This window comes from Kineosporia sp. A_224, assembly GCF_002198655.1.
Taxonomy (GTDB): domain Bacteria; phylum Actinomycetota; class Actinomycetes; order Actinomycetales; family Kineosporiaceae; genus R-H-3.
Genome location: NZ_MWLN01000085.1, coordinates 1 through 11,573, shown reverse-complemented (window position 1 = coordinate 11,573; position 11,573 = coordinate 1). Strand labels below are relative to the sequence as shown.

Below are 11,573 nucleotides of genomic sequence, written 5' to 3'. Positions count from 1 at the left end.
GCTGCGACCACGGCGCCGCAGCGGGCCGTTCAGTACACGCTGACCCTCAAGCGTGGGATCGGGTCGATGCCGGCGTGGCCGTGCGACAAGGTGCAGGTGCGGTTGACGACCAGGGGCGGGGTCACCGAGACCGTCGGGTACCGGATCGACCGCTCGGCGCCCTCGTTCGACCTCGATCCCTTGATCGAACGAACGGTCGCGGTGCCCGGTCCGGTCCCGGTCGATGAGTCGATCCTGTGCGCCGACGGGAACTCGTCGATGGACCAAGCGACAGCGACCCTGAGGTACTCGTCCCGGACGTTCGCGACCCCGGCGGAGGCGTTGCGTGCGTTCCTCGTCTCTGCCGACGCGGCACCGCTCGACATCTCGAGCGGACGGCGCCCGTACACCGAGTACCGGGTGCGGTCTGACGGCAGCCACAGGTTCGAGCACTACACGAACTGGAACGAGCACGTCGCCGTCGTCGCCGTGCCGGTCGGCCGGGGCTGGAGCCTGACCGGCTACACGTCGACATGCTGACGCGATGATCGCCGGCCAGGGCCGTGAGGTCTTGTCCGGAGGGCCACCGGTCAACGCGGGCCGCGGCAAGCGGCGGACCGTGGTGCGCCTCACGGTCGCAGCAGTGGTCGTCGGCTTCGCAGCCGCCGCCTCCCTGGTCCTCTCGCATCGGACCTCGGTTCCGGTCAGGAGCCCGAACGTGCCGCCGTCGGCGCCGGGGCCGTCACGTTCGGGCGAGGCGTCCGCTCGGCCGCCGGTGCAGTCGCCGGAGCCGCGGTCCGGCCGGACGTCGGTGTGGATGCTGGACCCGGAGGACTGGCGCGGGGTGATCGAGGTCGACCCGGGGACGAACCGGGTGGTCCAGCGGATCGACACCGGCGACACCGCGGGGGTGGTGGCCACCCCGGACGTGGTCTGGGTGTCCAGCGGTGCGGCAGGCACGCTGAAGCGGCTCGACCGGCGGGCCGGGCTGCGGCGCAGCGTCGTACGGGTCGACGGCTCGCCGGAGGCGATGCGGCTGTTCCGTGGCCGGTTGTGGGTGCTGGACACGCTGGGGCGGCTCCTTGCGCTCGATGTGTCCACGGGACGCGTCGTCATGATCGTCGCGCTCGGGGAACGGGTCGGGTCCTTGACCGACGACGGTCGGCGGCTGTGGATGGCTGCCTCGCCCGGTCGGCGCCTTCTTGCGGTCGACCCGAGGACCGGCCGGGTCAGCCGGTACCGGTACCGCGGCGGTGCCGGCCCGAGTGTGGTCGTCTTCGACGGGCGTCGGTTGTGGGTGGGCAACGGTCGGGAGAACTCGGTGACCGCCGTCGACCCGCGCACCGGCAGGGCCCTGAAGACCGTTCGTCTGGGCCCGCGCGCCCCGACGTCCTGGGTTCCCGTCCCCACGTGGATCGAGGTCGTGCACGGTCGGCTCTGGGTCGGACATGTCGTCCGCGTGACCGGTGACAGCTGGCGTGCGTCGGTGATCGACCCGACGACCGGCCGCCGCGTGGCGACGCAGTGGGTGCCCGCCGGGTCCGGTGAGCTCGCGACCGACGGGACAGCCGTGTGGATCCAGTCCGGGTCGTCCGTCGCGCGCGTGGACCCGACGGCCGGATCCTTCGACGTGACACGGTGATCCGGTCCGGACTGTGGTGGGTGATCGACCTCGCGTCGTTCCGGGCCGGCTACCCGGCCTGCACCGACGTGTCGCCCAACTACTTGAATGACTGGCCCCGCAGGACCCTCGGCCGAGACAGCCCTGAACGGCTGGCCAGGCCTCGTTCGCGGTGTTGGCGATGTTCGTGCGTCGGCTCCGGGCTCAGGGCAAGGGAATCAAAACGGTTGTTTCGACGCCGTTGTCGCGCAGTTTCGCGAGCGATGGCAGCCGCGCGACCCGAAACGCCTGGTAGAAGTCTCCGGCCGACCCCGCGACATTGAGCGCGCTGAGGATGTAGACGGTCAGGTTGGCGGCGGCAGGTACGACCGCGAAGAGCCCGAGAAGCACCACGCCCCACAGCGCGACCGGTCCGAGCGCGACGACGAGAAAGGCCCTCCTACCGACGAAGGCGTCGTTGCCGGTCGTGAGGTAGGGCAAGCGCAGCGCGTAGTGAGATCTCGTCCCGGAGAACACGGTCAGCAGCACCCCGTGAGTGGCCTCGTGCAGCCACATGTACACCAGACAAGACGCCAGGGTGACCACGGTGGATGCAATTGTTCCCCAGCCGCTGTCCAGAGGAAGGTCGAGCAAGAGTGCCGCAGCGACGAAGCCCACGGCGACGAACAGGAAGATCAGCTGTACTGCGAGCGCGGCCCGCCGGTCGTGCTTGAGGTCCCATGTCGCCAGATGGCGATGGCCGGCCAGTCTTGGTGGCAGTGGTTCGGCGCGGGCGGCCATGTGGACTCCTTGTGTTGCTGTCCAGGCTAACCGCGGACACGTCGGAGCCTCCGGGACCTACCGGCGCGATTGCAGGATTTCCGCGCGCCCCGGGTTCACCTCCCGAGCGCTCCCGGACGCGCTTCGCGACCCCTGTGTCGGCTCAAGGCCGAAGGGCACGAGTTCGCGGCGCGAGGCGGAAGCCCTCGCGAAGGTTCCAGGCGGCCGTCGAAGGTGGGACCCGCGGTCAAGAAGCGCTGAACTGTTGCCGAGTGCGACCCGACCCGGCCTCGGGTGGGTTTCGCTGTGCGTGGGCCGGGCCGTTCCCGCGTCGTGACCGCGCACACGGCCACACGCTCCCGCAGATGACGCAGAAACCGCTCTCGGCCTGATGGCGGAAGCGATCGGCCAGACCAGCCGCCGCGCGCCGAGCGACTACCTGGTCGTCGTTCGGCGCGCGATGGCGGCCCCGGGGGCCGGACTCGAACCCGACGTCACGACGTCGGTCGCCTTCACTCATGCCTGACTGTCGCGGGCGAAGCGTTCTGGCGACATCACGTGCCCGTCAACCCCACCTCAAGGAAGGCGCCCCGTCCTGGGCGCGCCGGTCCTGGACGGTTCCCCGTCTGCGAGGCTCCGCTTGTTCCGTGGACCCGGTGGTGTTGGTCATTCCATGACGCGGAGCGTGGAGGGGATGTCCATCCGGCTCAGGCGTCGGATGTTGAACAGGGGGGCGGCCGCGACGGTGACGACGCCCAGGGCGAAGGCTGCGAGCACGGTGGTGGTCGACAGGGTGGCGACCACGCCGATCTCGGGTAGCACGGCGGGGATGGTCGTTGCTGCCATCCAGACCAGGACGCCGTAGCCGCCGGCGATGCCGACGACGGTGGCGGCTGCTCCGACCAGGGCGGTCTCGGCGATGGCGAGACCGATGATGGTGCGTGCGGGCAGGCCGAAGGCGAGCATGGTGGCGTGGTCGCGGGCGCGCTCGTCCATGCCGATGCTGGTGGTGTTGACGGCGATCAGCAGTGCCAGCAGCAGGGTCACCAGGGCCGCGATCTGCAGGATGCCGATGAACTCGTCCAGGCCTGTGCGCATGCCCTCTGTGGTTGTTCGGACGGCTTGGGCGGAGGCGACGGCGGGGATCGACAGCAGCGCGCGTTGGACCTGGGTGGCGCTCGTCCCGGAAGCGGGGGTGACTGTCAGGTAGTTGGTGGCGCCCGACATGCCGAACGCAGTAGCGGTGGCCGGGTCGAGGTAGGCGAACGCCCGCATCGGATTGGGGTGGATCCCAGCGACGGTCATGACGGTGCGCGCGGTCTGCAGCCCTTCGGGGCTTGCCTGGGGGTGGGTGACTTCGATGGTGTCCCCGACCGTGACGTGCAGGTCGGCGGCGGCCTTGGAGGCCAGCACGATCCCGCCGTGGGCGGTGCCGGACTCGATCGTCGGCGTCCAGAGGGCTGCGTCGTCGAGGACCTCGACGAGCAGGTCGACGGTGCGGTCCTGTCGGCCGGCGGTGACCGGCAGCATCAGGCCGGCGGTGACCGTGTCCGTCTCGGGCAGGGCGCGGACGGCGCGCACGACGTCGCCGTCCGCGGGCTCCACCGCCGTGAGGGAGACGTTGAGGCGCTCGGGTGCGGATCGCAGCAGCTCGTGCTGGGCGTCGTCCAGGGTCGCGTTGAAGGTGTCGAGGAATCCGATCGTGGTGACCAGTGTGGTGATCGCGGCCGCGATACCGAGCACGGTCAGCAGGGTCCGACGCGGGGTCCGCAGCACGTTCCGCAACGGGATCTGACGGTAGCTGCGTCCCCGTGAAGGCAGTCGGCGAAGCAGAGGAGCCAGACCTCCGCCGCGCGCCGCGAGGTGACCGACCCGGATCGCCTCGACCGGCTGCACCCGGACCGCCCGCCAGACCGGCCAGGCCACGGCAACCAGCGGCAGGCAGAATCCCAGCGCGGACGCCTGAAGGTAGACGTCGACCTGGAACGGGGTCACCCACACCGGCAGGGGGAGCATCTCGACCAGAACGGCCTTGAGCGGGATCGCCACCAGCCAGCCGACCGCGACGCCCAGCAGGACGCCGAACAGTGCCACCTGTGTCCCGAAGAGCATCGGCCGGACCGCGAGGACGGCGGGCCGCACACCCAGGGCCATCCCGATCCCGATCTCACGGCGTTGCGCCTCCACGATCCGGGCGGTCAGGTTCAGTGCTGCGAACGCCGCCCCGGCCAGTACCAGCAGCGCGACGATCCGCCACAGCTTGGCGTCGCCGGCGATGTCGTCGTACAGCACCCGGTAAGAGGGCAGCTCGCCGCGGGTGGACACCACCGCGCTGACAGCGGGTTTCGCCCCCGCCAACGCGGACCGCAGCTCTGCGGCCACCTGGTCTGCCAGCAGCTCCTGCGACACCGGGCGCTGGGCCGGGTCGCGCCTGTCGACCGGGCGCAGGGTGAGAACCACGTCGTTGACCTGGCCGGCCGCTCCGGTCAGAGCCTGCGCGGTCGCCAGTGTCGCGTACACGACGGCGAACGACCGCTGGCTGAGGAACGGCAGCGCAGCCTGACCGCCCGAGGACAGGAAGTACTCCGGCTGCTGCCCCAGACCCACGTAGCTCGCCCGGGCACCACCGGACATCACGACCTCGCCGGTTGCCGGCAACCGGTTGGCGGAAGCGAACTGCCGATCGAGGACGACGACCGGCTGCCCGTCGTCAGCGGGGCCGGGCAGCCGCCCGGCTGAGGGCCACACGTCGTCGACACCAGCATCGGTACCGGTCGCGGTGCCGACCAGTTCGCCGGGCACCAGCAGATCGTGCGGGGCGCTCACCTGGGTGGGGACCACCAACCGCTCACGGACGCCCAGCACCGAGGCGGCCGAAGGGATCGACGCCACGACGGCGGCGAGACGTCCTTCGGCGACGGTGCTGCCCTGGCTCAGCCGGACCCGCACGTCATGGGTGTTCAACAACGCGAAGCTGGCATCGTTCGACGCCCGCCGCCACGCGCTGGTACTGAGCAGGGCGGCGTAGGTCCCTGCCCCGAGGGCGATCACCAGGCTGATCGCCGTGACCAGCACCCAGCGGCCGCGCAGATCCCGCCAGGACCACCGCACCCACAACCCGCGAGAGGTCACCACGGTCACCACCGCAGATCGTCGATGGCCGCCCGGCCACCGGCCGGCGGACCGTCGGCCACCAGGTGGCCGCTGGACAGCTCGATCACCCGGTCGGCCACCCGGGAGATCTCCCGGTTGTGCGTCACCACCAGCACCGTCTTGCCCGCCTCGGCCTGCTCGCGCAGCAGCTGCAGGATCGCCACCCCGGTCCGGAAATCGAGCTCACCGGTCGGCTCGTCCGCCAGCAGGATCGGGTTGCCCGTCGCCAACGCCCGCGCGATCGCCACCCGCTGCTGCTCCCCGCCTGACAACTGGTGAGCGAAATGTTCCGCCCGACCCGCGAGGCCGACCTGCTCCAGCACCCGAGCGGCGACGTCCGCCGCGTCCGCACGACCGGCGACGTCGGCGCCGAACCGCACGTTCTCCAGCGCCGTCAGCCCCGGGAACAGGTTGAAGCTCTGGAAGATGAAGCTGACCGTGTTCCGGCGGATCCGGGTGCGTTGTGCTCGTGAGGCCGTGCTCAGATCGGTCCCGGCCAGCCGGATCGTGCCCGACGTCGGCGCATCCAGTGCCCCCACCAGATTCAGCAGCGTGGTCTTGCCCGAACCGCTGGCCCCCAGCACCACCACGAACGCGGACTCGTCCACATGCAGGTTGACCCCGTCCAGAGCCTTGACCACCGTGTCGCCCACCTCGAAGTACCGGCAGACGTCGTCCAGGTCGATCCGGGTCCCCTCCGCGCCGGCCCGTGCGTCGACCGGGCTGCTGGGCAAGACAGTCATGGGTATCCCCGCTCATGGATCGACAGCACCCACCCTGCCGTCCCTGGTCGGTGGTCGACATGGGCAAACGTCCCCGACCATGAGGCAGCAAGGAAGCCCAGCGCGTTCAACTCGGCAACCACGGCGGCGAGCCGGTCGGCACCGCGGCCGCGCAGGTTGCTCCCCGGGGCAAGCACGGGCGCAGCAGCCCGTTGTTGCTCTCGTTCGACGGTGGCTGCCACGGGATGCCTGTGGCAGAACAGGCACCGGCATTGCCCGTCGGTCGCTGATCTGGCGGTGCGCGCCCGGTGAGGTGCTGGGCCATCCACCCCGTCATCCGTGAGCGCCGCTGCCGGCGCGCAGGCGGATTGCCAGCTTGCGCGTCTCGTCGACCAGCAGCAGGACCGACGCGGTCGCGCAGGCCAGCAGCCACTGCGTCGGGGTCAGTGCCGCGGTGCCGAACAGACCCTGCACCTGTGGCACGGTGACGACCACGACCTGCAGCAGCACGATGAACGACAGCGCGATCCACAGCGCACGGTTGGTGAAGGTGCGCCGGTGGAACACCGACAGCGTCGCGGATCGCACGGTCAGGGCGCTGACTACCTGGAAGAGGACGAAGGTGGTGAAGGCCGCGGTGACGGCCTGGCCGGTGGGCCACGCGGCCGTGCCGTACCTGAGTAGCGCGAGGGTGCCCAGGGCCATCACAGACCCGTTGAGCGTGATCACTGCGATGCGCGGGAGTGGGAGCAGGTGTTCGCGGGCGGGTCTGGGGGCCCGCCGCATGGTGTCGGGCTCGGCGGGGTCCATGCCCAGAGCGACCGCCGGCGGCCCGTCCATGATCATGTTGACCCAGAGGATCTGGATCGCGGTGAGCGGCGCGGGCAGCCCGGCCGCCGATGCGGTCAGCAGCATGGCGATGGCGGCGATGTTGGTGGTGAGCTGGAACCGCAGGAACGACAGGATGTTCGCGTAGATCGTCCTGCCCGCCTCGACGGCGCGGACGATGGTCGCGAAGTGGTCGTCGGTGAGGACCATCGCGGCCGCGTCGCGGCTGACCTGGGTGCCTGTCTTGCCCATCGCCACCCCGATGTCCGCGGCACGCAGGGCAGGGGCGTCGTTGACACCGTCGCCGGTCATCGCGGTGACGTGCCCGGCGCGCTGCAGGGCGCGCACGATGCGCAGCTTGTGTTCGGGGCTGACTCTGGCGAAGACGCCAACATCGACGAGCCACCTGTCGCCGTCGAGATCCGCGGAGTGGGTGCTGTCACCGGCGTCGATCTCGGCGCCGGTGCAGGTCCGACCGGTGATCCCGAGCTCTCCGGCGATCGCCTCGGCCGTCACGGCATGGTCCCCCGTGATCATCTTGACGTCGATGCCGGCCCCGTGGCACGCAGCGATGGCCTCGACGACTCCGGGGCGTGGCGGGTCCTGGAGTGCGACGAGGCCCAGGAAGGTGAGCTGTTCCACCAGCCCTTCGACGTCTGCGCCGGCCGGGGTGGGGGCGGCAGGGAGTTCTCGGTCGGCGATCGCGAGGACCCGTAGACCGCGTGCGGCCATGGTGGTCATGGCGTTCGTCGCGGTCGTTCGCGCGATGTCGTCGAGCGGCCCCACCGCCCCGTCCGGTTGCGCGATGAGCGCGCAGCGGTCGAGCAGCGCGTCGAGGGCACCCTTGACCGCGACCAGGGTCTGCCCGGTGGGTCCGTCCTGTGGGTGGACGGTGGCCATGTAGCGGTGCCGGGCGTCGAACGGTACCTCCGCGATCCTCGGCAGCTGCGCCCGGAGTCGGTGCGGGTCGAGTCCGATCTTGGCAGTCATGACGAGCAGCGCCGCCTCCATCGGGTCACCGATCACGACCGCCTGCGCAATGGTGCTGTCGTTGCACAGGGCCGCGGCCCGGGCGAGCCGTCGCAGCACGTCCCGGCCATCGCCGGGGACGACGCCCGACGGGTCGGTGACCTCGCCGTGAGGCTGGTAGCCCTCACCGGAGACGGAGTAGGTGTGCCCGCCGATCCACACCTCGCGGACGGTCATCTGGTTGACCGTCAAGGTCCCGGTCTTGTCCGTGCACACCACCGAGGTGGCCCCGAGGGTCTCGACCGACGCGAGCTGCTTGACCAGGGCACCCCGACCCGCCATGTGATGGACCCCCACCGCGAGAGTCACGGTGACGACCACCGGCAACCCTTCCGGCACCGCGGCCACCGCAAGCGCCACCCCGGACAGGACGATCTCGTGCCATGGCTGGCCGCGCAGGAGGCCGATGGCCAGGTAGATCGCGACGGCGGCGCCGCCGATGGCCGCCAGCCGTCGACCCAGCTGCGCGAGCTGGCGTTGGAGCGGGGTGGTCGCGACCGGCGTCCGCCGGATCAGGTCGGCCAGGCGCCCCATCTCGGTAGCCGGCCCGGTACCGACGACGATCAGCTCACCGCGACCGCGGGTGACCACGGTGTTCATGAACACCAAGCTCCAGCGGTCCCCGAGCGGTGCGTCCTCGTCAGGCACGGGGTCCACCCGCTTCGCCGAGGGCACCGACTCCCCGGTAAGGGCGGACTCGTCCACCTCCAGCTGCTCCGCGACGCTCAGCCGGCCGTCAGCGGGGACCTGGCCGCCGGCCTCGAGCACCACGACGTCTCCGGGCACCAGCTCGACGGCCGCCACCTCCGTCAGGTCACCGTCCCGGCGGACCACGCACGTCGGTGCCAGCATCGCGCGCAGCGACTCCAGGCTGTTCTCCGCCCGGAACTCCTGGACGATCCCGAGCACGGAGTTGACGAGGATCACCGCGAGGATGACGGCCGCGTCCTTGAGGTCTCCCACCAGGCTCGCGATCACCCCGGCTCCCAGGAGCAGCAGGACCAGCGGATCGCGCACCTGGTCCAGGAGTAGCGTCAGCCGGCTGCGCCGGTCGGCGGTCGGTAGCGCGTTCGGCCCGTGGAGGGCCTGCCGGCGGCGCACCTCGCCGGCGTCGAGGCCCGCCGTGGGCGACACCCCGAGGTCGGCTGCCACGTCGCCGGCGAGCAGCAGATGCCACGGGCGTGTGGTGCCCGGCGCGGGCCGCAGTCTGGCCGCCGCGCTCACGCCCCTTCAGTCCCGTCGTCGACGACATGGGCGATGAGAAGGTTCGCCGCGTCGTCCTTGAGCAGGGCCGAGACCGTGGAGCCGACCGCCATCCGCTTCAGACCGGTGAGCCCGCGTGTTCCAAGGACCACGAGATCGACCTGGTTGTCCCGCACGTAGTCGGGGATGACGCGCTTCGCGGCTCCGACCAGGCGGGTCACAGGAGGCACTGGCCGTCCCGCGAAGGCAGCCGTGGCCCGCGCCAGAGCCTGCTCGACGTCGACGGTCCCGTCGTCGACCGTGAGCACGTGCGCTGTGACCTGGGCCGACCACGGCAGCGACAGATAGGCCTCCATGGCCCTGTGGGCGTGGATGCTGCCGTCGACGCAGATGGCCACGGACCGGGTCCGATGACCGTGGCGGGCGACCAGCAAGGGGAACGGCGTGCCGACGATCAGCCACTCGGTCGTGCTCCCTGCCCATAGGCCCGCGAGGTGACCTCGGTGATGCGAGCCCACGACAACCAGTGAGGCGCCGTGGTAGCCGAGCAGTACGACCCGCGGGTCACCCCGAGGATCGACGTGGTCACAGCTCACGAACCGCATCTCCGCAGGCGCCACGCGCTCCACGTGGCGGGCAGCCCTGATCGGTGCGTCCCCGGGGGGCAGCGTCTCGTGGACGGTGACGATCTCCAGTCGCCATCCCTGCCAGTCGTGACCGGCGATCCAGGACCACGCGGCATCCGCGGCCGGCGCGCCGTCGTCGGCGAACACCACACTGGGCGGACGAGTGCTGCGCGGCTCGAGTCCTCGAGTGATGCTCATCGTCTGTGCGTCTCCGCCAGGTCCTTCCGTGCGGCGAGCTACGGCTGTCGGCGTACGACGGCGACCGGCACGTGCGCTTGGTGCAGCACCGAGTGGCTGACCGAGCCGAGGACCAGGGAACGGAAGCCACCGTTCCCTCGAGAGCCGACGACCAGCAGCGCCGCGCCGACCGACACCTCCACCAGAGCCTGTGCAGGCTGCCTCGCGTCGACGCGGGTCCTGATGTCGACGTCGGGGACCTTCTCCCGCCATCCGGCGAGCGACTCCTCCAACAGCCTCGCGCCGCTCTCCGCGTCAGCCATCAGGACGTCCTGGCTAGTCAGACCGCCCCGCCCCTGCCCGCCACCGTGGATCGCCAGCGACAAGACCGCGGTCAGGCCCAGACGCCGGGACGAGGCGTACTCGACGGCGAATCCGAGCGCCTCGTCAGCGCCCCGGGACCCGTCCAGCCCGACGACCACGCGTCCGGCCTCCGGACCCGGCACGACATCGAGGTCGGCGGGGCGCACGACCACGACCGGACACGTCGCGTGCTGGGCCACCTGCACGCCGGTGGACCCCAGCAGCAGCCCTGCGAACCCACCCCTGCCACGGGAGCCGACCACGAGCATCTGAGCGTCGGCGGCCTGTTCGAGCAGTGTCTGCGCCGCAGCGCCACGAACCAGGACGGCGCTCACGTCGAGGTCCGCTGCGATACCCCTGACGCGGTCGACGCCGTCGGCCAGGTCGGCCTTGCCGGCCGCCTCCGAGTCATCAAACCGTAGACCAGCAGCATCGTCGGCGGACCGCAACAGTGGACGGGACGGCATCCAGGCGTGGACCAGCCGAACCGGCGACCTGGTCGGTCGCGCTGCATCGACCGCGAACGCCAAGGCCTCGATCCCACCGGCCGACCCGTCGTACCCGACCACGATTGGCGCGCCGTCCATGACCCCTCCAAAGACGAACTCGATTTCATACATATCTTGTCCGCGCAGGGGGCTTCCACACCCGGGGCGAACGTCCCCTTCGCGTCCGGTGCATGCGTGCGACGGCCCCGAATGGAATCGGAGATACGGGGCCCTGCAGGAGCGCGCCGATCTCCACCCACCGGCACAGTCCCTCCAGTCGCCCGCCGGTGGGACGTCGGTGACCTCAGGACAGTCAGGTCGGGATGGCCAGGAGGAGTGCTGGGACGTGGTGCTCCGCAGGCATGCGGGCCGCGCCCTGGTGCGCGCTGCAGGCGAACAACGCCGCGATCTGGGGGTTCGGTGCTTCGCCGTCCCTGGTCACTGAGTCCGTGCGGCAACCTGCAGCAGCGTCCCCCACTCAGGCGAGCACGCCGACCTGGTAGCCGGCGAGGACCTTGCGTGCGGCGGCGTCCCGTGAGTGCTCCTCGAGGAACTCGCCGCCGTTCCCGCCGCACATCTCGACGATGCCCTCGCTGCCGCCGGGGTGTCGAGACACCCACTGGGT

8 protein-coding genes are annotated in these 11,573 nt (G+C 70.9%); 2 read left to right on the top strand and 6 right to left on the bottom strand.

Translation table 11 applies throughout. The annotated features are described in order from the left end of the window. The coding region (locus tag EDJALFJO_RS06910; RefSeq protein WP_233149721.1) for a hypothetical protein at nt 1-519 on the top strand (519 nt) is incomplete at its 5' end. 277 nt (nt 520-796) lie between these two features. Further along, nucleotides 797-1,621, top strand: a complete 825-nt coding sequence (locus EDJALFJO_RS06905; RefSeq protein ID WP_143448346.1) for a PQQ-binding-like beta-propeller repeat protein — start codon at nt 797-799, stop codon at nt 1,619-1,621. A gap of 183 nt (nt 1,622-1,804) precedes the next feature. On the opposite strand, the gene EDJALFJO_RS06900 is transcribed toward EDJALFJO_RS06905, so the two are convergent. From EDJALFJO_RS06900 to EDJALFJO_RS06875, 6 genes are all read right to left on the bottom strand, one after another. After that, entirely contained in the window at nt 1,805-2,380 is a 576-nt protein-coding gene (locus EDJALFJO_RS06900) for a DUF3267 domain-containing protein (protein ID WP_088283535.1), read from the bottom strand. 645 nt (nt 2,381-3,025) lie between these two features. After that, nucleotides 3,026-5,500, bottom strand: a complete 2,475-nt coding sequence (locus EDJALFJO_RS06895; protein ID WP_143448345.1) for an ABC transporter permease — start codon at nt 5,498-5,500, stop codon at nt 3,026-3,028. Beyond that, nucleotides 5,497-6,255 (bottom strand): ABC transporter ATP-binding protein, encoded by a 759-nt coding sequence (locus EDJALFJO_RS06890; protein ID WP_088283531.1) that lies wholly within the window; start codon nt 6,253-6,255, stop codon nt 5,497-5,499. The genes EDJALFJO_RS06895 and EDJALFJO_RS06890 overlap by 4 nt, the downstream gene beginning before the upstream one ends. A 312-nt stretch (nt 6,256-6,567) precedes the next feature. Beyond that, complete coding sequence (locus tag EDJALFJO_RS06885; protein ID WP_198950077.1) at nt 6,568-9,315, bottom strand: cation-transporting P-type ATPase; 2,748 nt, start codon at nt 9,313-9,315, stop codon at nt 6,568-6,570. Beyond that, nucleotides 9,312-10,118, bottom strand: coding sequence for a universal stress protein (locus EDJALFJO_RS06880; RefSeq protein WP_088283529.1), 807 nt, complete (start codon nt 10,116-10,118; stop codon nt 9,312-9,314). Before EDJALFJO_RS06880 ends, EDJALFJO_RS06885 begins: the two co-directional genes overlap by 4 nt. Before the next feature lie 38 nt (nt 10,119-10,156). Then, nucleotides 10,157-11,080 carry a universal stress protein gene (locus tag EDJALFJO_RS06875; RefSeq protein WP_088283527.1) on the bottom strand — a complete coding sequence of 308 codons (924 nt, stop codon included), beginning with the start codon at nt 11,078-11,080 and terminating at the stop codon, nt 10,157-10,159. Between the last annotated feature and the right edge of the window lie 493 nt (nt 11,081-11,573).

Excerpts from the sequence above, each read along its gene's own strand:
- EDJALFJO_RS06905 (WP_143448346.1), top strand. The coding sequence starts at position 797 with ATGCTGGACCCGGAGGACTGGCGCGGGGTGATCGAGGTCGACCCGGGG.
- EDJALFJO_RS06900 (WP_088283535.1), bottom strand. The coding sequence starts at position 2,380 with ATGGCCGCCCGCGCCGAACCACTGCCACCAAGACTGGCCGGCCATCGC.
- EDJALFJO_RS06890 (WP_088283531.1), bottom strand. The coding sequence starts at position 6,255 with ATGACTGTCTTGCCCAGCAGCCCGGTCGACGCACGGGCCGGCGCGGAG.
- EDJALFJO_RS06880 (WP_088283529.1), bottom strand. The coding sequence starts at position 10,118 with ATGAGCATCACTCGAGGACTCGAGCCGCGCAGCACTCGTCCGCCCAGT.
- EDJALFJO_RS06875 (WP_088283527.1), bottom strand. The coding sequence starts at position 11,080 with ATGTATGAAATCGAGTTCGTCTTTGGAGGGGTCATGGACGGCGCGCCA.